Source organism: Pseudomonas sp. B21128 (assembly GCF_044218865.1).
Taxonomy (GTDB): Bacteria; Pseudomonadota; Gammaproteobacteria; order Pseudomonadales; family Pseudomonadaceae; genus Aquipseudomonas; species Aquipseudomonas iridis.
In genome coordinates this window covers 2,271,431-2,294,730 of the sequence record NZ_CP162590.1, presented here as the reverse complement: position 1 = coordinate 2,294,730, position 23,300 = coordinate 2,271,431, and the positions used below count along the sequence as shown (strand labels likewise).

Below are 23,300 nucleotides of genomic sequence, written 5' to 3'. Positions count from 1 at the left end.
CTCTTTGCTTAATTCATCCAGCCCTTGACCCAATCCATCACCGACTCGCCAGATGCAGGCGTCTCGCTTGCACACGCAGCGCCGGGTGGTGGTTCGCTGCCGCGAATATACGGCATCTGCACCGCCCCCGGGCAGTTGGCGTCAGAACCTTGCCCGGTACGCGAATCCACCCAGGCCTGCACGACGTTGTCCGGCTGCGGCATGTCCAGCGGCAGCGGATCGGCCTTGCGCATGAAACTGCTCCAGACCTGCAACGCACCGGTCGCGCCGGTGAACGGCGTCTTGCCGTTGTCATCACGGCCCAGCCAGACCACTGCCAGCAAGTCCTGACTGAAACCAGCGAACCAGCTGTCGCGCGAATCGTTACTGGTACCGGTCTTGCCGGCCAGCGTCAGAGTCTTTGGCAACACGTTATAAACCGAGCTGCCGGTACCTTCGCGCATCACACGCTGCATGGCGTTCTGGATCAGATAAATCGAGGCCGGATCAAACCGCTGCTCGATCTGGAACGGATAGCGCTTGAGCGGCTCCCCTTCGGCGGTCAGTACACTGCGAATGCCGCGCATCGGCGTATTGAAGCCACCGTTGGCCAGCGTCTGGTACATGGTCGCCACTTCCATCGGCGTCATCGCGCCCGCACCCAGCAACATCGAAGGGAACGCCGGGAACTCGCGGGTCACACCCAGACGGGCAAGCGTCTTGAGGACATTCGGCACGCCCACTTCCAGACCCAGGCGCGAGGTCGACAGGTTGTAGGAATGCGCCAGCCCCTGATACAGGAACACGGTGCCGTGGGAACGACGATCGTAGTTCTGCGGCTTCCAGACTTGACCGTTCGCGCCTTTGACCGACAACGGATCATCCGACAGCCAACTGGTCAGCGTGTACTGGCTCGGTTTCTCCAGCGCAGTCAGATAAACCGCCGGTTTGATCAATGAGCCGATTGGCCGCACGGCATCCAGTGCCCGGTTGAAACCGGCATAACTGGCCTGGCGGCTGCCGATCATGGCCTGGACTTCGCCGGTCTCCGGATTGGTCACGACCATCGCCGCTTCGACGTCATCGGAGCCCTTGCGACCGGCCAGACGCTTGAAAGTGTCGTTGACCGACGCCTCGGCTTTCATCTGCAGAATCGGGTCGAAACTGGTGAAGATCCGCAGGCCTTCTTCCGTCAAGTCTTCGTCGCGATAGTCTTCACGCAGCTGACGTTTGACCAGGTCGATAAAGCCCGGGAAGGAGCTATCGGCCAGTTTGCCGCGAGTGGTGACACCCAGCGGCATACTCTTCGCGGCGGCCACTTGCTCGGCAGTCGCTACGCCTTGCTGCTCGAGCACGTCGAGCACCAGATTACGACGTTCCAGTGCACGTTCTGGATTGCGGCGCGGGTTGTAATAGGACGGGCCTTTGACCATGCCGACCAGCATCGCGACCTGATGCAGTTTGAGCTCGGACAATGGCTGACCGAAGAAGAACTGACTGGCCAGACCAAAACCGTGCACGGCGCGCTGACCGTCCTGACCGACAAAGACTTCGTTGAGGTACGCCTCAAGGATTTCCTTCTTGTCGTAATGCAGTTCCAGCAACATCGCCATCATTGCTTCAGTGAGCTTGCGGCTCAGGCTGCGTTCGTTGGTCAGGTAGAAGTTTTTCACCAACTGCTGGGTCAGCGTACTGCCGCCCTGAGTCATCTTGCCGCCAGAGGTGTTCACCCAAATCGCCCGGGCAATCGACTTCGGCGACACGCCCCAGTGGCTGTAGAAATCCCGGTCTTCGACGGCGACCAGGGTTTCCAGCAGATACGGCGGCACCTGATCCAGCTTGATCAGGATGCGGTCTTCGAGGTTCTTCGGATAAATCCCGCCGATCAGAACCGGCTCCAGACGTACCACGGACAGTTTCGAACCGTTGGTCGCCGACAACTCGGCCACGTAATCGCCCGAGAAGCGCACGCGCACGGGTTGCGCCTTCTCAAGGCCTTCATAGAACTGAAAGCCACGGGTATTCAGGTCGACGGTGTTTCCGGAAACTGCGGCAGCGCCGGGGCCATTGCTCACGGCTTCGCGGCGATAGCCGAGAGCGTCGAGTTCGGTGAGGAAATCTTCCTTGCTGAGTTTCTGTCCGACGAACAGCTCAAGCGGGCGCGCGTATACCTTGGCCGGGATGGTCCAGCGCTTGCCGGAGAACTTCTCCTGCACCACGGCATCGAGGTAAACGGCGAAGCCAGCCAGCACTACAAGGCCGACCAGACTGAGTTTAATGGCCCAGCTCATCCATGGGCGCAGGCCCTTGGAGGGTGGTTTTTTCTTGGTACGGGGAGATCGAGTTCGAGTCATGGCGGCGGATTATACGCACTTTATTCAGACTCAACAGGCGCGCTCGGAGGTTTGCGTCAGGCGGGCGAGCGGCCATAATGGCGACCTCGAATTTCCCCCAGTCTCTGAAGGATCGCCCGTGAGCCAGTCTCTGATCGCTGCCCTGCAAAACCCGGCCCTGTATCCGCACCCCGTCGAAGGGTTCCAGGTCATCGAAACCCATATTTCGTGGGTGATCCTCACCGGCCCCTTTGCTTATAAAGTGAAGAAGCCGGTGAATTTCGGCTTCCTCGACTTCACCGGCCTCGATCAACGCGAACACTTTTGCGCTGAAGAGCTGCGTCTGAACCAGCGTTTGACCGCCGATTTGTATCTGGAAGTGTTGCCGGTGACGGGCAGCGTCGACGCCCCGCAACTGGGCGGCGACGGCCCAGCGATCGATTACGTGCTGAAAATGCGCCAGTTCCCACAGTCCGGTTTGCTCAGCACCCTGCAAGCCAACGGCGAGCTGACCACCCAACACATTGATGAAATGGCCGAGCAGATCGCCCACTTCCACCTCAACGCGCCGAAAGTCCCGGCCGAACACGACGCTGGCACCCCGGACAGCGTGATGGCGCCGGTCCGCCAGAACTTCGAACAGATTCTGCCGTTCCTCAGTGACAAGAACGACCTGCTTCAACTCGACGCTCTGCAAGCCTGGGCCGAAAGCAGCTTCGAGCGCCTCAAGCCTCTGCTGGCTCAGCGCAAGGCCGAGGGTTTCACCCGCGAATGCCACGGTGACATCCACTTGGGCAACGCCACCGTCATCGACGGCAAAGTGGTGATCTTCGACTGCATCGAATTCAACGAGCCGTTCCGCTTCACTGACGTCTACGCCGACACCGGTTTCCTCGCAATGGACCTGGAAGACCGCGGCCTGAAGTCGCTGGCTCGCCGCTTCATCAGCCAATACCTGGAACTGACCGGCGACTACCAAGGCCTGGAAGTGCTGAACTTCTATAAAGCCTACCGCGCACTGGTTCGCGCCAAAGTGGCCCTGTTCAGCATGCCCGCGGACGCGACTCCGGTGCAGCGCGCCACTACCCTGCGCCAGTACCGCAACTACGCCAACCTGGCGGAAAGCTACAGCACCATTCCTTCGCGTTTCATGGCGATTACCCACGGCGTGTCCGCTGTCGGCAAGAGCCACGTGGCCATGCGCCTGGTCGAAGCACTGGGTGCAATTCGCCTGCGCTCCGACGTTGAACGCAAGCGTTTGTTCGGCGAGCAAACCGTGGCCAACGATGTGCAGGCCGGCATTTACAGCGCCGACGCCAGCGCCAAAACCTACGCGCGCCTGCATGAAATTGCCGAGGTCATCCTGCACGCCGGTTTCCCGGTGGTGATCGATGCGACTTACCTCAAGCGTGAGCAGCGCGATAACGCCGCAAAAATCGCTGAAGCGACTGGCACACCGTTCCTGATCCTCGACTGCAACGCACCGCAAGCCGTGATCGAGAGCTGGCTGGCGATTCGTCAGGCCGATAAACAGGATCCGTCCGACGCCACGTTGGCTGTGATCGAAGCGCAACAGGCCAACCGCGAAGCGCTGACGCCGGAAGAGATTCTGCGCAGCAAACGCGTTCAGACCAATGAATCCGGGACGCTGGACACCGTTGTCGCGCAGATCCGTCAGCGCCTGCCAGGCTTGTAAGAAACTATTTCGGCCGTGAAGCCCTCGCTCGCTTCACGGCCGCTAAATAGTGGCACTATACTGGCGTCATAAAACCAACAGGTGATGTGACATGAGCCAGCCGAAACTTCTCGACACCCCGCTGTATGCCTTGCTGCATAAAGATGACATCACAGGTTTCAACAAGGAACGCCCACAAGACGGCCCGATTGACATGGTCGGTGGCGACTTCCGTGGCCTCGATTTGCGCGAATTGAACGCCGATGGCGTAGATTTCCGGGACGCGTATTTCCGTTCTGCCGACTTGCGTGGCATTGATTTTCGCAACGCTTCGCTTGAAGGCGCCAGCCTGGCCCACGCGCAGATTTCCGGAGCGTACTTCCCGCCGGAACTGAGTGCTGACGAGATTCTGATGTCGATGAATTTCGGCACGCGCCTGCGTTATCGCACTCGCTGATATTCGTAGTCCGCCACTGTGGGAGCGAGCGTGCTCGCGAAGCCGTTGTCCCAGTCAACATGAATGTGGAAGTTGAACCGCTTTCGCGAGCAAGCTCGCTCCCACATTCGTTGCGCGCTTCCTCCCCTCCTCCTGCATTCGCAGACCTTTCGCCCCCTTCAACACGTCCTTTCTTAGAAGCGTTTGCGTTGAATCCGACCAAACAACCACGCTTTTCCTACTGATGGCTACACTCCTGAGAAGCTCGCCCACGCACCATTCGGCCGTCGCAAGGAGGCTTGATGAATGATGAACTGCAACACCTGAAGAATCTTGGGAAGACGTCGGCGCAATGGCTGCATGCCGTGGGCATCCACAGCGCCTCGGACTTGCGTCGCCTGGGCGCAGTGGACGCCTACCGGGCCGTGCGTACCCGCGGGTTTCGCGCGTCGAAGGTGTTGCTGTATGCGATCGAAGGCGCGTTGATGGATGTGCACTGGAACGACATCCCCGCCGAACGCAAGGACGCCCTGAACAAGCAGCTCGAAGCCATTTCCACACGCCACAAAAACTGAACGGGCGCTAACTGCCATGTACCTGCTTGGGGAACAATCGGCATTGGCCGACGCAATGATCAACCGTTTGCAGCATCTGCCTGCACAGTGGCTGGAAGGCCTTTTGTCGTGCGGGCCGGCGATTGAACTGGAAGCGACTGATGACCTGGCGGCGCAGTTGCCCGACGATCAAGTGTTTCTACTGGCAGAAGGGGTGATCAACGGTTTCATCGGCTCGCGCGCACTGTTCTATTGGCAGGAAGGCGACTTGATCGGCCTCCAGCAGCGTGACGCCTGGGCGGATTGCCGGTTGCGCAGTGACGGGCCGTTACGGTTGCTGCCTTATCGGCGCAGTGATGTTTTCCAGCATCTATTTGCAGACGCCCGCCGTGCGGAGCAATTTCTCGAGTATCTGCTGGGGCAAATGGCCCTCCTCGCCCACGCCGTGGCCGAACTGAAACCGCGGGAGTTCCGCAGTACCAACGGCTTCAAACGGGTCGAGGCCGGGGAAACCCTGATTCACCAGGGCGACCCCGCCGATCACGTGTTCGTGATCATCGACGGGCATGCCGAGGCGTTTGTCGATGGGCACAAGGTCGGTGAGGTGCCCAAGGACGAGATCTTCGGCGCCATGGCGCTATTCACCGGGGAGCCGCGCAACGCTACGGTGGTGACGAGAGAACCTTGCACAGTCATGCTGATTCCCGGGGATCAATTCTTGAGCATGACCAGCAGTAATCCGAAGATCGCCCACAGCCTGATCGCGAGCATGGCGCGGCGCATCGGCCAAATGAACCAACAGATCGCCCGTTTGACGGCTGACAAAGGGTAGCGCGAACTCCTTTATTTACGGGGCGTTCGAGCCATTGCAGAGATCAGATCAAATAAATACAGAATCAGCGATTGACATGGTAATGAGAATCGCTATGATTATCACAACTGGTCGCGAGATCAGTCGATATTCTGAAAAGCCCTTGGTTCGGACTCTCAGATTATCTCCTCATCAGGCTAATCACGGTTATTTGACCCGGTTTTTACCGGGTCTTTTTTTGCCTGTGGAAAAGTCATTTGCCGGACTGTTTACGCATCTCTTCACAGTAATCGCGCTTCGCCGTGGCCGGGGTGTACCAGACGTAATCGGCCATTGCCTCAGTCACCTCATCGCCCTGCTCTGCCAGCATCAGCACCGTCGGTGCTCGGGACTCGCCCACATCCACGACGTGCAGCGGCACCCCGACATCCTTGCGCGCATGCCACGCCCCGGCCAGCAGCAAGGACGGAGTCGGCGCCGAGAGCAAACGCTCTGCCATGCGTCGATCCCGTTGCTGCTGAACCGCCAGCATCGCCGGCATCTGTGAATCCGGCAGCAGACCACAGTGAGAATCGCCGATCTGCCCCAGCAAAATTGTTTTCACTGCTTCAGCATTGCTGCGTTCGCCGCTCAAAACGGGCGGATTGCGATAGAAGGCACGGATTTCGCCGTTATCCAGGTTGGCGGCCAGCAGCGGATACGGTTGCGTGAGGGCGAATCGGACAATTGGTCCGTAGAGTTTCCAGTCCCAACCCTCCTGCCAAGCCAATGCGCCGGAAAGGTCAGAGGGAGGCGAGACGGACTGACGAACCGCAGTAACTTTGGCCTGTTGATCCGGCGTGAGCATTTCCAGCAGCAGGCTGCCCTGCGGCCGTAGTTCGCCAAGCGACTGTAAAAGCCATAACTGCGCAGCGTGATGGTCGGCGTTGTCATGCTGCTCACCGACGATCACCCGATCAGGTTCGGCGAGGCGTGCGAGCAATTGCTGCGCGGTCAGCACCTGACCGCTGTGCAGATCACGAATCTGACCACCGATAGGCGGCGGCGCAGCAACATGCTGACACCCGGCGAGCAACAACACAGCCAACAGCCACATCCCACGCATGCGATCACCTTGATAAGAAAGTCAGCGGGCGATGATCAGCGGATGCCCACGCTCCGGGTGCGGCTGCACCAATACCTCAAGGCCGAACACGGCTTTGAGTGTATCCGGCTGCAATACCTGTTGCGGCGTATCCAATGCTACCGGACGCCCGCCTTCAAGCAGCAACACGCGATCACAATAACGTGCTGCCAGATTCAGATCATGCAGGATCACCAGCACGGCGGCGCCGCGATCGGCAAACTCGCGCACGGCCTGCAAAGTGGTGTGTTGATGCAGCGGATCAAGCATTGAGGTCGGCTCATCCAGCAACAGCGTTTGCCCCGCCTGCCCCGGCCAGAGTTGCGCGAGCACCCGCGCCAGATGCACGCGCTGCCGTTCGCCACCGGACAACGCCAGATAACTGCGACCGCTCAGATGCCCGGCGTCTGCGGCCGCCAGTGCCGCGGCGACAATCTCGTCATCGCGCACCCGGCCACTTTGATAAGGCAAACGCCCCATGCCGACCACTTCTTCGACGCGAAAGGCAAAATCCAGCGTCGACACCTGCGGTAACACGGCCAGGCGTTGCGCGCGCTGGATGCCAGTCCAGTGGCTCAACACGTGCGCGTCGAGCGAGACCTCTCCCTCACTGGCCGTCAACTCACCGCACAACGCGCCGAGCAAGGTACTTTTTCCGGCGCCATTCGGACCGAGCACACCGAGTACTTCACCCGGTTCAAGCTCAAGGGTGATACCGCTGAGCACGGTTTTACGACCACGGCGGATGTGCAGATTGTGCGCACGCAACATCAGGCACGCCCTCGCAGCAGGAGATAAAGGAAGAACGGTGCACCGATAAACGCCGTGACGATACCGATCGGCAACTCCGCCGGCGCCAGGGCCAGTCGCGCCACCAGATCAGCCAGCAACAACAGACTCGCCCCGGCTAACACCGAGGCCGGCAGCAAGACCCGGTGATCAGGGCCGGCCAGCAATCGCACCAGATGTGGCACCACCAGCCCGACAAACCCGATCATCCCCGCCGCCGCCACTGCCGCGCCGACACCCAGCGCCGTACAAAAAACCAGTTCACGCTTGAGCCGTTCGACATCGATGCCCAAATGCCCGGCTTCGGATTCACCCAGCAACAAGGCGTTCAGTGCTTTCGCCCGACGCGGCAACCACAACGCCACACCGGCACTGATGATCAGCAATGGCCACAGCCGCGCATAACTGGCGCCATTGAGGCTGCCGAGGTTCCAGAACGTCAGCGTGCGCAGGGTCGCGTCGTCTGCCAGATAAGTGAACAGGCCAACCGCCGAACCGGCGAGTGCCGTCAGCGCGATCCCCGCCAGCAACATTGTCGCGACATTGGTTTGCCCATTGCGCCGACCGAGACGATAAACCAGTGCCGTAACACCGAGCCCACCAATAAACGCGCACGCTGACAACAGATAAGGCCCGAACCCTTCCGGCAAGCCACCAATAAAAGAACCGCCGACAATCGCAATCGCCGCGCCCAGCGCCGCGCCACTGGAAACGCCGACCAGACCCGGGTCTGCCAACGGGTTGCGAAACAGTCCCTGCATCGCGACCCCCGACAACGCCAGCACGCCGCCGACCGCCAGTCCGAGCAAGGTTCGCGGCAGACGAATCTGCCCGAGAATCAGCTCAGCCTGCTCCAGCCCTTCCGGTGCCAGCGGTACGCCGATCATACGCAACGCCGCGCGCAACGTATCGAACAGTGGCAGGCTGACCGGCCCCAACGCCAACGACAACCAGATCGCCAGCAGACACAGAAGTGTCAGGCCGATAAACAGGCTGCGGGGTTTTACCAGTGTGGTCATTGGCCGCTCTTGGCCGGGTAAAAATCGTCAGACAGGGTTTTCAGCGCTGCCGGCAAACGTGGTCCGAGCCCGCCGACCAACAGGGTTGGATCGAGCTCCAGCACCCGGCCGGCCTTGGCCGCGCGGCTGGCGTTGAGAATCGGGTTTTCCTTGAACAACGCGGTTTTGGCCGCCTCACCAGTTAACGCTCGGTCGGAGAACACCAGCACTTCTGGATCAAGGCTGGCGAGGGATTCCACAGAAAACGGCTTGTACCCGGTGTGGGTGGCGAGATTACGCCCGCCTGCCTGTTGCAGCAGCCAGTCAGCGGCGGTGTCCTTGCCAGCAATCAGCGGCTTGCCACCGGCATGCCCGAGCAACAGCAGCACGCCGGGCGCCTTTTGTCTGGATTGCGCGTCAGTCACCCGCGTTTTTTGCGCGTCGAGTTGCTGTTGATAACTCTGCAGCAGTTGCGTGGCCTGTTCTTCCGCGCCAAGTAGCCGGCCCAGATGGGTGACGTTTTTCTCCAGTGTCGGCAAATCCGGTTCAGCCGAGAACAATTCCACCTGAACCCTTGCCGCTTTCACCTGCGCCAGCACTGGTGGCGGGCCCATTTCCTCGGTACCGATCAGAATGTCCGGACGCAAACTGAGGATGCCTTCCGCAGACAGACTGCGCTGATAGCCGATGCTCGGCAGGGCCTTCAAGGCTTGCGGATGCTGACTGGTGGTATCGACGCCGACCAGTTTCGACTCGCCACCCAGCGCACTGACCCACTCCGACAGAGAACCGCCGGCACTGACCCAACGTTGCGGCAAATCAGCCGCTGCAGCCTGGTGACTGACGAAAAGTCCGACACACAGCACAGCAACGTGGGTACTCAGGCGCATACACAGCTTCCTTGAACAAGGTTTTCCCAGGCGTCAGGATGTCAGGCCAAGTATCCTCGGCATCTGTCCGGCGCCTTCGGGTGAAGGCCGCCATTTGATAATTGTTTGCATTTAAACGTCAAGCTCGGACATATCCCGACACGACACTAGAGGATAGCCATGAAGTTTCTCTGCGCGGGCGCCGATCTGGCCGAGGCCGGCAGTCGCGGTTTTGATGTCGACGGGAAAAAACTGTTTGCCGTGCGTCGCGACGGTCAGGCGTATGTCTATCTCAATCGCTGCCCGCACCGCGGTGTAGGGCTGGAATGGCAACCCGACCAGTTTCTCGACCCGAGCAATAGCCTGATCCAGTGCGCCACTCACGGCGCACTGTTTCTGATCGAGGACGGTGAATGCGTTTCCGGGCCCTGCGCCGGACAATCCCTGACCGCCATACCTTGCCGCGAAGATGCGCAAGGCCTGTGGATAGATGTTTAACCGTTGAGCAGCACGTCGAGGCGACGGTCGATCACCATTTCTTCATGGCTCAGGCGAACGCCGTAAGCCAAAACCTCAACACCGCAGGCGACCGCTTCACGCAAAGCCTCGGCGTAGGCCGAATCGATTTCTTCGGCCGGACGCACCGCTTCAATCCCGCTGAGATTCACGCAATACAGCTGCACTGCACGAATCCCGTCCCGCGCCAGGTGCGCCAACTCACGCAAATGCTTGGCGCCACGCTGGGTCACCGCATCGGGAAACGCCGCCACGTTCGTGCCATCGAAACCCAGCGTGACGCTTTTCACTTCGACATAAGCCGGGCCGCTCGGGTATTCGAGGCGGAAATCAATGCGGCTTTTTTCCTGTCCGTAAGCCACTTCTCGCTTCAACGCGGTAAAGCCGTTCAACTCGGTAATGACGCCGGCCTGCAACGCCTCTTCAACCAACCCATTGGCCCGTGCGGTATTCACGCAGAACAACCGTCCTTGCGGGGTTTCACCAATTTCCCAAGTGCCGGGTAATTTGCGCTTCGGGTCGTTGGAGCGGCTAAACCAGACCTGCCCGCCCTCGACCTGACAATTGAGCATCGAACCGGTGTTCGGGCAGTGAATAGTCAGCAACTCGCCGTTAACGGTCTCGATATCGGTGAGAAAACGCTTATATCGGCGGATCAGTCGCGCCTCTTCCAGAGGAGGATAAAACCGCATCAGGCTTGCCAGCTCTTCAAGCCACGGGCAATCCGTTCCACCGCTTCCTGTAAGCGAGGGAGGTTTTGCGTGTAGGCAAATCGCACATGGTGACTGGCCTGATAACGGCCAAAGTCGAGACCCGGTGTGAACGCAACGTGCTCGGTTTCGAGGAAATGACGGCAGAACGCGAAGGCATCGCCGCCGAACTTGCTGATATCCGCATAGAGATAAAACGCGCCTTCCGGCTCTACCGCAATGTTGAACCCCAACTCGCGCAATGCCGGCAGCAGGAAATCTCGACGTCGGCCGAATTCGGCGCGGCGCTCCTCGAGAATCGCGATGGTATCCGGCTCGAAACACGCCAGCGCCGCGTACTGGGCCATGCTCGGTGCGCTGATGTAGAGGTTCTGCGCGAGTTTTTCCAGCTCACTCACCGCCGCATCTGGTGCGACCAACCAGCCGAGACGCCATCCGGTCATGCCGAAATATTTGGAGAAACTGTTGAGCACAAACGCGCTGTCATCAACTTCCAGAACGCTGGCCGCATCGGTGCCGTAAGTCAGGCCGTGATAGATCTCATCCACCACCAGATGCCCGTGTCGCGCCTTGATGGCTGTGGATAACCCGGCGAGTTCATCGCGGGTCAGGATCGTCCCGGTCGGGTTGGCCGGCGATGCCACCAGTGCGCCGACACTGTCGTGATCCCAATACCGCTCGACCAGGTCCGGAGTCAGTTGGTAACGCACCTCCGGCCCTACCGGAACAAGCTGCGCCGCGCCTTCGACCAAGCGCAGAAAGTGCCGGTTGCACGGATAACCCGGGTCCGCCAGCAACCAGTGTTTACCGGGATCGACGAGCAGAGCACTGGCCAGCAGGAGGGCCCCGGAGCCACCCGGCGTGATCAGGATGCGCCGCGGATCAATGTTCAAGCCGTATCGCGACTGATAAAAACCGGAAATCGCTTCGCGCAGCTCGGGGATACCGCGCGCGGCGGTGTAGCGCGTCTTGCCCGCCGTGAGTGCCGCATGTCCCGCCTGGATGATCGGCTCGGCCGTGGTGAAGTCCGGCTCGCCGATTTCCAGGTGGATCACATCGTGCCCTTCAGCCTGCAATTCATTGGCCCGCGCCAGCAGCGCCATCACATGGAACGGTTCGATCGCACGACTGCGCGCACTGTAGGGCTGAGCCATTGGCCTTCCTTCGACGGGGAAAAGAAACGATTCTACCCATCTGCCGGAACGAGCGAGAACCCGTAGCGGTCACAGCCACAAGAACGCTGGACTGTAACGATAAGAACGTACGCTCCAGGATTGACTAAAATCAGTGATTGAACAGGTCTTCAACACCGCCAGACATGGCTAGGCAAACATTTCCAGGCACCATCGGCCGCAGCCTCGACATCCGGGAGTAGCGCGGGCCGAATTGATCTGGTAAGTTCGCCCGCTTGCAGCCGCAGGGCCGGCAGGTGTCGGTGATGGAGCAATCCTGCGCAATGGATTACAAGAGTAGAGGCGGTCCATTTCATGCCCACCCAAGCAAAGCAACAGGCTAATCCGACCGTCAGCGGTTTCGAACCTTATGTTCAGGCCAAAGACGAAGAGTACATGGGCGCCCCAATGCGTGCCCACTTCACCAAGATCCTGAACAAGTGGAAACAGGACTTGATGCAGGAAGTCGACCGTACTGTCGACCACATGAAAGACGAAGCGGCCAACTTCCCTGACCCGGCCGACCGGGCCAGCCAGGAAGAAGAATTCGCTCTGGAACTGCGTGCCCGCGATCGTGAGCGCAAGCTGATCAAGAAGATCGACAAGACGCTTGATCTGATCCAGAACGAAGATTACGGCTGGTGCGAATCCTGCGGCATCGAGATCGGCGTCAAGCGCCTCGAGGCCCGTCCTACCGCCGACATGTGCGTCGACTGTAAGAATCTGGCTGAAATCAAGGAAAAGCAGGTCGGCAAGTAATATCGACCTGAACGAAAAACGGAGCGTGCGAACGCTCCGTTTTTGTTTCTGCCGTTTGCCCTGTGGGAGCCCATGTGGGAGCGAGCTTGCTCGCGAAGGCGCTGGATCAGACACCTCAATGCTGAATGACACACCGCTTTCGCGAGCAAGCTCGCTCCCACAGGGTGTTGTGTACAACCCCGGAAAGTAACATCGCCGCCATGACTGCCAAGACTCCTCCCGCCTACATCGGCCGTTTCGCCCCGACACCCAGTGGCCACTTGCACTTCGGCTCGCTGGTCGCTGCCCTCGCCTCTTACCTGGACGCGCGTGCGGTCGGCGGCCGCTGGCTGGTGCGTATGGAGGACCTCGACCCGCCGCGCGAAGAGCCCGGCGCGCAGGTAGCGATCCTCAAGGCCCTGGAAAGCTATGGCTTTGAATGGGATGGCGACATGGTGCGTCAGAGCGATCGACATGACGCTTATGCCCAAGTGCTCAACAGCCTGTTCAATCACGGCCTGGCGTACGCCTGCACTTGCTCGCGCAAACAACTGGAGCCTTATCACGGGATTTATCCGGGGTTGTGCCGCAACGCCGGCCACGACCAGCAAGACGCGGCGATCCGCCTGCGCGTGCCGGAGCTGGAATATCACTTCATTGATCGGGTGCAGGGCGAATATCGCCAGCATCTGGGCCGCGATGTCGGCGACTTTGTGATTCGCCGTCGCGACGGCCTCTATGCCTACCAACTGGCCGTGGTGCTCGACGATGCCTGGCAAGGCATTACCGATATCGTGCGCGGTGCCGATCTGCTCGACTCCACGCCGCGCCAGCTCTATCTGCAAGAACTGCTGGGCTTGCGTCAGCCGCGCTACCTGCACCTGCCGTTGATCACCCAACCGGACGGCAACAAACTCGGCAAGTCCTACCGCTCGCCGCCGCTTGAGGCGGATCAAGCCACGCCGTTGCTGCTACGGGCCTTGCGTGCATTGGGGCAAAACCCCGGCGCCGAACTCGAACACGCCACGCCGCAGGAACTGCTGAAGTGGGGCAGCGCGCACTGGGATGCCACCCGGATCCCGCGCACACTGACCCTGCCCGAAGCGCAACTGCTATGACGACACTTGCAGTCGTGCTGCCATCCGTTACCATCGGCGCACGTTTTCGGGCACGCGCATAAAAAAGAGAGGCCGGGATGTACATCTATCGCTTGGTCCTGCTTTTGGTCGTGGGGATCTATCTGTTTTCGCCCGCCATCATGGATTGGTGGATCGACGCTACGGGCGCCTGGTATCGCCCCTATCTGCTTTGGCTGATCCTGATTGTCGTGACCTTCATCCTGCAGAGCCAAAAAGATGCCGATGAGCTTTAGCCTGACCCAGATGCTGCTGATCAGCGCCGCCTACTTGGCCGCACTGTTTGGCGTGGCCTGGATCAGTGAGCGTGGAATGATTCCACGGGCGATCATTCGCCATCCGCTGACTTACACTTTGTCGCTGGGGGTTTACGCCAGTGCCTGGGCGTTCTACGGCACGGTGGGCCTGGCCTATCAGTACGGCTATGGCTTTCTGTCCAGCTACCTCGGGGTGTCCGGCGCATTTTTGCTGGCGCCGGTGCTGCTCTATCCGATTCTGAAAATCACCCGCACCTATCAACTGTCGTCGCTGGCGGATCTGTTTGCCTTCCGCTTTCGCAGCACCTGGGCCGGGGCGCTGACCACGATTTTCATGCTGATCGGCGTGCTGCCGCTGCTGGCGTTGCAGATTCAAGCGGTGGCCGATTCCATTGGTATCCTCACCGGCGAGCCGATTCAGAGCCGCGTGGCGCTGGCGTTCTGTGCGCTGATCATTCTGTTCACGATTTTCTTCGGCTCCCGGCATATCGCCACTCGCGAGAAGCACGAAGGGCTGGTGTTCGCGATTGCTTTCGAATCGGTGATCAAACTGATCGCCCTCGGCGGCGTTGGCCTGTATGCGCTGTACGGCGTATTCGACGGCCCGCAACAGCTCGAGCTGTGGCTGCTGCAAAACCAGACCGCACTCGCCGCGTTGCACACGCCGTTGCAGGAAGGCCCGTGGCGCACGCTGCTGCTGGTGTTCTTCGCTTCGGCGATCGTGATGCCGCACATGTATCACATGACCTTCACCGAAAACCTCAACCCGCGCTCATTGGTCAGCGCAAGCTGGGGTTTGCCGCTGTTCCTGTTGCTGATGAGCCTGGCAGTGCCGCTGATTTTGTGGGCCGGCCTCAAGCTCGGCGCCACCACCGACCCGGAATATTTCACCCTTGGCATCGGCATTGCCGCCAACAGCAAGCCGCTGGCATTGCTCGCCTACGTGGGTGGTTTGTCGGCGGCCAGTGGCCTGATCATCGTCACCACCCTGGCACTGTCGGGCATGGCGCTGAACCACCTCGTGCTGCCGCTGTACCAGCCGCCCGCCGAAGGCAATATCTATCGCTGGCTGAAGTGGACCCGCCGGGCGCTGATCGTCGCGATCATCATGGCCGGGTTCGGCTTCTATCTGATGCTCGGCGCCGGTCAGGATCTGGCCAACCTGGGCATCGTTGCTTTTGTGGCCACGTTGCAATTCCTGCCGGGCGTGTTGTCGGTGCTGTACTGGCCGACTGCCAATCGTCGCGGTTTTATCGCCGGTCTGTTGGCGGGAATTCTGGTGTGGGTGGTGACCATGCTCCTGCCGCTGGTCGGCAATCTGCAAGGTTTCTACATCCCGCTGCTGAACATGATTTACGTGCTGGACGACACCAGTTGGCACATGGCGGCGATCGCCTCGCTGGCCGCCAACGTGCTGATGTTCACCCTGATCTCGCTGTTCACCAACGCCAGCCCCGAGGAAGCGTCCGCAGCCGAAGCCTGCGCGGTGGACAACGTGCGTCGCCCGCAACGCCGCGAACTGCATGCCGCCTCCCCACAGGAGTTCGCCACGCAACTGGCCAAGCCGCTGGGCGCCAAGGCTGCGCAGAAAGAAGTCGAACAGGCGCTGCGTGATCTTTATCTGCCATTCGATGAACGCCGCCCGTACGCCTTGCGCCGTTTGCGCGACCGTATCGAAGCCAACCTTTCCGGTCTGATGGGCCCAAGCGTCGCTCAGGACATGGTCGAAACCTTCCTGCCGTACAAGGCCGGGGGCGAAAATTACGTCACCGAAGACATTCACTTCATCGAAAGCCGTCTCGAGGACTACCACTCGCGCCTCACCGGTTTAGCCGCTGAACTCGATGCCCTGCGCCGCTACCACCGCCAGACCTTGCAGGAACTGCCGATGGGCGTCTGCTCGCTGGCCAAGGATCAGGAGATCCTGATGTGGAACAAGGCCATGGAAGAACTTACCGGGATCGCGGCGCAACGCGTGGTCGGCTCGCGCCTGAGTACCATTGGCGATCCGTGGAAAGAATTGCTCCAGGGCTTCATCAACCTGCCCGATGAGCACTTGCACAAACAACACCTGGCCCTCGACGGCCAGACGCGCTGGCTCAATCTGCACAAAGCAGCGATTGACGAACCGCTGGCCCCCGGCAACAGCGGTCTGGTGCTGCTGGTCGAAGATCTCACCGAAACCCAGATGCTCGAAGACAAACTGGTGCACTCCGAGCGCCTGGCCAGCATCGGTCGCCTGGCTGCGGGCGTGGCCCATGAAATCGGCAATCCGATCACCGGCATTGCCTGTCTGGCGCAGAACCTGCGCGAAGAACGCGAAGACGATAGCGAGCTGACCGAAATCAGCGGGCAGATTCTTGAACAGACCAAACGCGTGTCACGCATCGTCCAGTCGCTGATGAGCTTCGCCCATGCCGGCAGCCATCAGCACAGCGACGAGCCCGTCTGTCTGGCCGAAGTCGCGCAGGATGCGATCGGGCTACTGGCGTTAAACCGACGCAACTTTGAAGTGCAGTTCTACAACCTTTGCGATCCCGATCACTGGGTCGAAGGCGATCCGCAGCGGCTCGCCCAGGTGCTGATCAATCTGCTCTCCAACGCTCGTGACGCCTCGCCGCCGCACAGCGCGGTGCGGGTCAAGAGCGAAGCCGGCGAACACACGGTCGATCTGATCGTGGAGGACGAAGGCAGCGGTATTCCGAAGAACATCATGGACCGATTGTTCGAACCCTTCTTCACCACCAAGGACCCTGGCGAAGGCACCGGTCTGGGCCTTGCACTGGTCTATTCCATCGTTGAAGAGCATTATGGACAAATCACCATCGACAGCCCGGCTGATGTACAAAGCCAACGCGGCACCCGTATCCGGGTGACCTTACCGCGTCATGTCGAAGCGACGTCCGCTGTGAACTGAGACCGTCGAGAGTATCGAATCAATGCCGCACATTTTGATCGTCGAAGACGAAACAATTATCCGCTCCGCCTTGCGCCGCCTGCTGGAACGTAACCAGTACCAGGTGAGCGAAGCCGGTTCAGTGCAGGAAGCACAAGAACGCTTCACCATTCCTACGTTCGATCTGATCGTCAGCGATCTGCGCTTGCCGGGCGCTCCTGGCACCGAGCTGATCAAGCTTGGCCAAGGCACCCCGGTGCTGATCATGACCAGTTACGCCAGCCTGCGCTCGGCGGTGGATTCGATGAAGATGGGCGCGGTGGACTACATCGCCAAGCCTTTCGATCACGATGAAATGCTCCAGGCTGTCGCGCGAATTTTGCGTGATCGTCAATCGGCGCCTGCTGCCGGTGAGGCGGTTACCGCCAAAACCGCCAATGGCAGCGGCAAATCCGCCGTCGACAACAGCAATGGCGAAATCGGCATCATCGGTTCGTGTCCGCCGATGCAGGATCTTTACAGCAAGATCCGCAAAGTCGCCCCGACTGATTCCAATGTGTTGATCCAGGGCGAATCCGGCACCGGTAAAGAGCTGGTGGCGCGTGCCCTGCACAACCTGTCGAAACGCGCCAAGGCGCCGATGATCTCGGTGAACTGTGCGGCCATCCCGGAAAGCCTGATCGAGTCCGAACTGTTCGGCCACGAAAAAGGCGCGTTCACTGGCGCCAGCGCCGGGCGCGCTGGCCTGGTCGAAGCCGCGGACGGTGGCACGCTGTTCCTCGACGAGATCGGCGAACTGCCACTCGAAGCCCAGGCCCGCTTGCTGCGTGTGTTGCAGGAAGGCGAAATTCGCCGGGTGGGCTCGGTGCAGTCGCAGAAGGTCGATGTGCGCCTGATCGCGGCGACTCACCGGGACCTCAAGAGCCTGGCGAAAATCGGCCAGTTCCGCGAAGACCTTTATTACCGCCTCCACGTGATCGCGTTGAAACTGCCGGCCTTGCGCGAGCGCGGTGCTGACGTCAACGAGATCGCCAGCGCCTTCCTCGCCCGCCAGAGTGCGCGCATCAACCGTACCGACCTGACATTTGCAGCGGATGCCGAACAGGCCATCCGTCACTATTCCTGGCCGGGTAACGTGCGTGAGTTGGAAAATGCGGTCGAGCGCGCGGTGATTCTCAGCGAGAGTCCGGAAATTTCCGCGGAGCTGCTGGGCATCGACATCGAGCTGAGCGATCTGGAAGACGACGAGTTCATCGGCCTGCCACCGCAAACGGGCGGTAACGCCAGCAACAGCAGCCACGAGCCGACTGAAGACCTGTCGCTGGAGGACTACTTCCAGCACTTTGTCCTCGAGCATCAAGACCACATGACCGAGACCGAACTGGCGCGCAAACTGGGCGTCAGCCGTAAATGCTTGTGGGAACGCCGTCAGCGTCTGGGCATTCCACGGCGCAAGACCGGGGTTGCCAGCGAGAGCTGAGCGTTACCCGTCGAATGTGCGGGTAACGTTTAAAGATGTGAAAAAACTGTTACCTCAGTCCATTCACGTAACAGAAGCCGGGGTTATCGGTAACGAAACCCCGGTTTTTTTCGTCCCAACAAAACGGTTATATCGACCTAACCCCTTGTTTTATTGGGCCTCGCAAAAGTTGGCACGCCCCCTGCTATATGTTTGGTACAAGAACAATAACAAGCAATGCACAAGACAATAAAAATAAGACGAATCGACTCACGCACAACAAAAACAAGACGGCGAGAGGCGCAGCTAACTGATTCTTTTGGAGAGGCGTTGTATTTGGGGCTTGCCCCACGACCAGGCCGAGAACAACAAAAACTGTCCTAAGACAGAGCCTGTACTGGTTGGATCGAGAGATCACTGCAATTCAGCGACCAAAGCAATCCGTTTGCTCTTGGCTCCCGATTGGGAGGGTCATGAAGGAAAAGCTTCATGGCGAGGGCACTCAACAAAAACAAGAAGCCCGAATCAATAATAAAAAGAGCACGCAACTACTTTCTTGGGGAGCTTCGGCTCCCCTTGTAGTTTCTCCCGTCTGTAAAAATCGCCCTTTTACTCCCGCTTCACCCTTGTAGCTTGCGACTTTCAGCTCGAATCTGCTGTCTCCTACACCATCCCCTGACTAAATGCTAGAATCTGCGCCCATCATGCGGTCATTCTTTGGTATGGCCGAACATTCCTTCAAACAGTGCATCCCATGCTGAAGAAGTTGTTCCAGTCATTCCGAACTCCCGTGCGTCGTACGCAACACATCCGTAGCACCCCTGAAGTGCTCAACAGCGGTCAACATTCGCTGCAGAAAACGCAATTCAGCCGCTACGCGGTCAATATTGTCGAACGCTTGCAGGGCGCCGGTTACCAGGCCTATCTGGTCGGCGGTTGCGTGCGTGACATGCTTTTGGGTATCACCCCCAAGGATTTCGACGTCGCCACCAGCGCCACGCCTGAGCAAGTCCGCGCCGAATTCCGCAATGCGCGGATCATCGGCCGCCGCTTCAAACTGGTGCATATCCATTTCGGTCGCGAAATCATTGAAGTCGCGACCTTCCGCGCCAATCACCCCGTAAACGAAGACGATGAAGACAGTAATCAGTCTTCGCGTAACGAAAGCGGGCGGATTCTGCGCGACAACGTCTACGGCACCCTGGAAGAAGACGCGCAGCGCCGCGACTTCACCATCAACGCCCTGTATTACGATCCGGTCAGCGAGCGCATTCTCGATTACGCCAACGGCGTACACGACATTCGCAATCACCTGATCCGCCTGATTGGCGATCCAAAGCAGCGTTACCAGGAAGACCCGGTACGCATGCTGCGGGCCGTGCGTTTCGCCGCCAAGCTCAATTTCGGCATCGAAAAGCACACCGTTCAGCCGATCCGCGAACTGGCACCGATGCTGCGCGAGATTCCCTCGGCACGCCTGTTCGAAGAAGTGCTCAAGCTGTTCCTCTCTGGACACGGTGCGATCACCTTCGAGATGCTGGTCGATCTGCAACTGTTCGCCCCGCTGTTCCCGGCCAGCGCCGACGCACTGGATCACAACCCGGATTACACCCACACGCTGATCAGCGAAGCGCTGACCAACACCGACTTGCGCATCAAGCAGAACAAACCGGTGACCCCGGCGTTCCTGTTTGCCGCAATGCTGTGGCCCGCCCTGCCGGCCCGCGTGTTGCGTCTGCAAGAACGTGGCATGCCGCCGATTCCGGCAATGCAGGAAGCCGCGCACGAGCTGATCGCCGAACAGTGCCAGCGCATCGCGATTCCAAAACGCTTCACCATGCCGATCCGCGAAATCTGGGACATGCAGGAGCGCCTGCCGCGGCGCAGTGGCAAGCGTGCCGACTTGTTGCTCGACAACCCGCGCTTCCGCGCCGGTTACGACTTCCTGCTGTTGCGTGAAAGCGCTGGTGAGCAGACCGACGGCCTGGGTGAATGGTGGACTGACTATCAGGATGCCAACGACAGCGAACGTCGCGACATGATCCGCGACCTCAGCGGCAAGGGTGACGATGCCAGCGGTGCTCCGCGCAAACGTCGTCGCAGCGGCGGTTCCAAGCGCAAGCGCGCCGGTGCCCCGAGCGCCACGGGCGAGTAAGGCATGGAACGCATCTACATCGGCATGGGCAGCAACCTCGCTGACCCTGCCGAACAATTGCGCAGCGCGGTCGACGCGCTGGGGCGATTGCCGCAGACCGCACTCGTCGGCGTTTCCGCCTTCTATCAAAGCGACTCGCTGCTGCCGGGCCAACCGCGTTACACCAACGCGGTCGCCGCGCTCGACAGCGCATTGGCCCCGCTGGATCTGCTCGACGAGCTGCAAGCCATCGAAAACGATCAGGGCCGCGAACGCCTGGAGCGCTGGGGTCCGCGCACGCTGGATCTGGATATTCTGCTGTTCGGTGATCGACTGATTGACGAAGCACGTCTGAGAGTTCCGCACTACCAGATTCAGGAACGCGCGTTCGTCCTGTATCCGATGGCCGAACTGGCTCCAGCCGATTTGCTTCTTGCCGATGGCCGCCGCCTCGCCGATCTGCTGGCAGCCTGCCCGTTCGTCGGCCTCGAACGTCTTCCCCAAGCCTGAAACAAATCCCCCTGTAGGAGCTGCCGCAGGCTGCACCCACCTGGATAGCGTGCGACATCGCTATTTTTGTCCGACAAAAAAACCGCGAATCAAGCCTGCCGCGCCGCTGAATCGCATCAGTAACGCCGGTAACACTCCCCTCGTAACAACGCGGTAACACACGCAATTGACTTCCGCTTGGCTCCTCACGACTATAGGCGTCCCGCTGCCGCCAACCCGGCACATACGGGCGCAATCCAGGCCTTATAAGCACGACAAAAGACCGTGCGCCTGAGTAAATAAAGAATCACGCGCGTTACTCGCAGTAGTTTCCAGAGCGCCTGAACGAGGATTTTTTACATGCCAGCCATCACCCTGACCACGCTCCAGAGCCTCAAGCAGAAAGGTGAAAAGATCACCATGCTGACCTGCTATGACGCGACTTTCGCCCACGCCTGCAACGAGGCCGGTGTCGAAGTGTTGCTGGTGGGCGACTCACTCGGCATGGTCCTGCAAGGTCACGACAGCACCCTGCCGGTGACCACCGCAGAAATGGCCTATCACACTGCCTGCGTCAAACGCGGCAACCGCGACGCCCTGATCATGGCCGACCTGCCGTTCATGGCCTACGCCACGCTTGATCAAACCATGACCAACGCCGCCATGCTGATGCAGGCCGGCGCGCACATGATCAAGGTCGAAGGTGCATTGTGGCTGGCCGAGTCGATCCGTCTGCTTGCCGAACGCGGTATCCCGGTCTGCGCGCACATGGGCCTGACGCCGCAAGCGGTGAACATTCTTGGTGGCTATAAAGTGCAGGGCCGCAACGAGAACCAGGCACGGCAGATGCGTGCCGACGCCATTTCACTGGAACAGGCGGGCGCGGCCATGCTGCTGCTCGAATGCGTACCGAGCGAACTGGCTGCAGAAATCAGCCAGGCGGTGAAGATTCCGGTCATCGGCATCGGCGCCGGTGGTGCTACCGATGGTCAGGTCCTGGTGCTGCACGACATGCTCGGTCTGTCGATCTCCGGCCGCGTACCCAAGTTCGTGAAAAACTTCATGCACGGTCAGGACAGTATCGATTCGGCCCTCAAGGCCTACGTCAGCGAAGTCAAAGCCGTCACGTTCCCTGGCATCGAACACGGATTCTCTGCATGAACACCGTCAAAACCGTACGCGAACTGCGCGCTGCTGTAGCCCGCGCCCGTAGCGAAGGCAAGCGCATCGGCTTCGTGCCGACCATGGGCAACCTGCACAGCGGCCACGTCGCGCTGGTGACCAAAGCCACCCAACGCGTGGATTTCGTGGTCGCGAGCATTTTCGTCAACCCGCTGCAATTCGGCGCCGGCGAAGACCTCGACAAATACCCGCGCACCCTCGCCGCGGATCAGGAAAAACTGCTGGAAGCCGGTTGCTCGCTGCTGTTCGCGCCGACCGTCGAAGAGATGTATCCCGATGGCATGGCCGGGCAAACCCGGGTCAGCGTGCCGCAACTTTCCGAAGGTCTGTGCGGCGCCAGCCGTCCGGGTCATTTCGAAGGTGTGGCGACAGTGGTCAGCAAACTGTTCAACATGGTTCAGCCGGATCTGGCGATTTTCGGTCAGAAGGATTTCCAGCAACTGGCGGTGATCCGCGCACTGGTGCATGACCTGAACATGCCGATCCAGATCATCGGCGAACCGACAGTCCGCGCTGACGATGGCCTTGCCCTGTCGTCGCGCAACGGTTTCCTCAGCGAAGAACAACGCGCCGTAGCTCCAATCGTCTATCGCACCCTGAGCACGATTGCCGAGTCGATCAAGCACGGTGAACGGGATTTCCCGGCACTGATCAGCGCGCAACTGCAACAGCTCGAAGCCGCTGGCCTGCGCCCGGATTATCTGGAAATCCGCCACGCCGTGACCTTGCGTCCGGCGACGGCTGAAGACCGTGACCTGGTGATTCTGGTGGCGGCGTTCCTCGGTACTACGCGGTTGATCGATAACCTGCACCTGAATCTCGATACGCCAACGTAAGCATCACCGCACCACCCAGTGGGAGCGAGCCTGCTCGCGAAGGCGGTGTGTCAGCCTGGTTGTTGACTGACTCACCGCCTTCGCGAGCAAGCTCGCTCCCGCTGTTGCTTTCGCTTCGCTGCTGGTGTGTATTGGCCGTTTGTCGCCTCGTTCCCGGTATCAATGTTAAAAAAGTACAGGGATCGGGTCAGACAAAGTCAAGACAGAT

At 59.9% G+C, this 23,300-nt stretch carries 21 protein-coding genes; 14 read left to right on the top strand and 7 right to left on the bottom strand.

The features are described from left to right. Positions 1–8: 8 nt before the first annotated feature. Positions 9–2,333, bottom strand: a complete 2,325-nt coding sequence (mrcB, locus tag AB4P91_RS10225) for a penicillin-binding protein 1B (protein ID WP_395604735.1) — start codon at positions 2,331–2,333, stop codon at positions 9–11. Positions 2,334–2,451: 118 nt separating this feature from the next. Between mrcB and AB4P91_RS10220 the strand changes: the two genes are divergently transcribed. The 4 genes from AB4P91_RS10220 to AB4P91_RS10205 all read left to right on the top strand — a co-directional run bounded on the left by AB4P91_RS10220 (position 2,452) and on the right by AB4P91_RS10205 (position 5,809). Then, complete coding sequence (locus AB4P91_RS10220) at positions 2,452–4,008, top strand: bifunctional aminoglycoside phosphotransferase/ATP-binding protein (RefSeq protein WP_150595350.1); 1,557 nt, start codon at positions 2,452–2,454, stop codon at positions 4,006–4,008. A 91-nt stretch (positions 4,009–4,099) separates the two neighbouring features. Further along, complete coding sequence (locus tag AB4P91_RS10215; RefSeq protein WP_007909940.1) at positions 4,100–4,444, top strand: pentapeptide repeat-containing protein; 345 nt, start codon at positions 4,100–4,102, stop codon at positions 4,442–4,444. Positions 4,445–4,725: 281 nt separating this feature from the next. Continuing rightward, a complete protein-coding gene (locus tag AB4P91_RS10210; RefSeq protein ID WP_042561087.1) occupies positions 4,726–4,998 on the top strand; it encodes a TfoX/Sxy family protein in 273 nt (90 codons plus the stop codon). Between the two features lie 16 nt (positions 4,999–5,014). Further along, complete coding sequence (locus AB4P91_RS10205) at positions 5,015–5,809, top strand: Crp/Fnr family transcriptional regulator (RefSeq protein WP_395604734.1); 795 nt, start codon at positions 5,015–5,017, stop codon at positions 5,807–5,809. 232 nt (positions 5,810–6,041) lie between these two features. Here the strand turns inward: AB4P91_RS10205 and AB4P91_RS10200 are convergent, their stop codons facing one another. Genes AB4P91_RS10200 through AB4P91_RS10185 form a run of 4 tightly spaced genes read right to left on the bottom strand, consistent with a single transcriptional unit; the run spans position 6,042 to position 9,588 of the window. Then, a complete protein-coding gene (locus AB4P91_RS10200; protein ID WP_150597127.1) occupies positions 6,042–6,893 on the bottom strand; it encodes a ChaN family lipoprotein in 852 nt (283 codons plus the stop codon). 21 nt (positions 6,894–6,914) lie between these two features. Further along, positions 6,915–7,682, bottom strand: a complete 768-nt coding sequence (locus AB4P91_RS10195; protein ID WP_150595347.1) for a heme ABC transporter ATP-binding protein — start codon at positions 7,680–7,682, stop codon at positions 6,915–6,917. After that, positions 7,682–8,665 (bottom strand): iron ABC transporter permease, encoded by a 984-nt coding sequence (locus AB4P91_RS10190; protein WP_191624082.1) that lies wholly within the window; start codon positions 8,663–8,665, stop codon positions 7,682–7,684. Before AB4P91_RS10190 ends, AB4P91_RS10195 begins: the two co-directional genes overlap by 1 nt. Before the next feature lie 50 nt (positions 8,666–8,715). Further along, entirely contained in the window at positions 8,716–9,588 is an 873-nt protein-coding gene (locus AB4P91_RS10185) for a hemin ABC transporter substrate-binding protein (protein ID WP_395604733.1), read from the bottom strand. 159 nt (positions 9,589–9,747) lie between these two features. On the opposite strand from AB4P91_RS10185, the gene AB4P91_RS10180 reads away from it, so the two are divergent. After that, a complete protein-coding gene (locus AB4P91_RS10180) occupies positions 9,748–10,065 on the top strand; it encodes a Rieske (2Fe-2S) protein (RefSeq protein WP_150595344.1) in 318 nt (105 codons plus the stop codon). On the opposite strand, the gene sfsA is transcribed toward AB4P91_RS10180, so the two are convergent. Beyond that, positions 10,062–10,775, bottom strand: coding sequence for a DNA/RNA nuclease SfsA (sfsA, locus tag AB4P91_RS10175; RefSeq protein ID WP_047303250.1), 714 nt, complete (start codon positions 10,773–10,775; stop codon positions 10,062–10,064). The genes AB4P91_RS10180 and sfsA overlap by 4 nt on opposite strands. After that, on the bottom strand, positions 10,775–11,947 hold the full coding sequence (locus AB4P91_RS10170; RefSeq protein WP_395604732.1) for a pyridoxal phosphate-dependent aminotransferase: 1,173 nt from the start codon (positions 11,945–11,947) through the stop codon (positions 10,775–10,777). The genes sfsA and AB4P91_RS10170 overlap by 1 nt, the downstream gene beginning before the upstream one ends. Positions 11,948–12,280: 333 nt before the next feature. Here AB4P91_RS10170 and dksA point away from each other — a divergent pair, with 333 nt between their 5' ends. The 9 genes from dksA (at position 12,281) to panC (ending at position 23,092) form a co-directional block, all read left to right on the top strand. After that, positions 12,281–12,724 carry an RNA polymerase-binding protein DksA gene (dksA, locus tag AB4P91_RS10165; protein WP_042561095.1) on the top strand — a complete coding sequence of 148 codons (444 nt, stop codon included), beginning with the start codon at positions 12,281–12,283 and terminating at the stop codon, positions 12,722–12,724. A gap of 200 nt (positions 12,725–12,924) precedes the next feature. Continuing rightward, entirely contained in the window at positions 12,925–13,821 is an 897-nt protein-coding gene (gene gluQRS, locus AB4P91_RS10160) for a tRNA glutamyl-Q(34) synthetase GluQRS (protein ID WP_395604731.1), read from the top strand. Between the two features lie 77 nt (positions 13,822–13,898). Continuing rightward, positions 13,899–14,075, top strand: coding sequence for a hypothetical protein (locus AB4P91_RS10155; RefSeq protein WP_003176118.1), 177 nt, complete (start codon positions 13,899–13,901; stop codon positions 14,073–14,075). Beyond that, positions 14,059–17,013, top strand: coding sequence for a sensor histidine kinase (locus tag AB4P91_RS10150; RefSeq protein ID WP_162184591.1), 2,955 nt, complete (start codon positions 14,059–14,061; stop codon positions 17,011–17,013). Before AB4P91_RS10155 ends, AB4P91_RS10150 begins: the two co-directional genes overlap by 17 nt. 22 nt (positions 17,014–17,035) lie before the next feature. Then, the gene (locus tag AB4P91_RS10145; RefSeq protein WP_150595341.1) at positions 17,036–18,472 is read left to right on the top strand and encodes a sigma-54 dependent transcriptional regulator; all 1,437 of its coding nucleotides are present in this window, start codon (positions 17,036–17,038) and stop codon (positions 18,470–18,472) included. A 733-nt stretch (positions 18,473–19,205) separates the two neighbouring features. After that, complete coding sequence (locus AB4P91_RS10140; protein ID WP_042561099.1) at positions 19,206–20,606, top strand: polynucleotide adenylyltransferase PcnB; 1,401 nt, start codon at positions 19,206–19,208, stop codon at positions 20,604–20,606. A gap of 3 nt (positions 20,607–20,609) precedes the next feature. Further along, positions 20,610–21,095 (top strand): 2-amino-4-hydroxy-6-hydroxymethyldihydropteridine diphosphokinase, encoded by a 486-nt coding sequence (gene folK / locus AB4P91_RS10135; protein WP_395604730.1) that lies wholly within the window; start codon positions 20,610–20,612, stop codon positions 21,093–21,095. A 339-nt stretch (positions 21,096–21,434) separates the two neighbouring features. Next, positions 21,435–22,235 (top strand): 3-methyl-2-oxobutanoate hydroxymethyltransferase, encoded by an 801-nt coding sequence (gene panB / locus AB4P91_RS10130; protein WP_395604729.1) that lies wholly within the window; start codon positions 21,435–21,437, stop codon positions 22,233–22,235. Then, positions 22,232–23,092 carry a pantoate--beta-alanine ligase gene (gene panC, locus AB4P91_RS10125; protein WP_150597119.1) on the top strand — a complete coding sequence of 287 codons (861 nt, stop codon included), beginning with the start codon at positions 22,232–22,234 and terminating at the stop codon, positions 23,090–23,092. Before panB ends, panC begins: the two co-directional genes overlap by 4 nt. Positions 23,093–23,300: the final 208 nt, after the last annotated feature.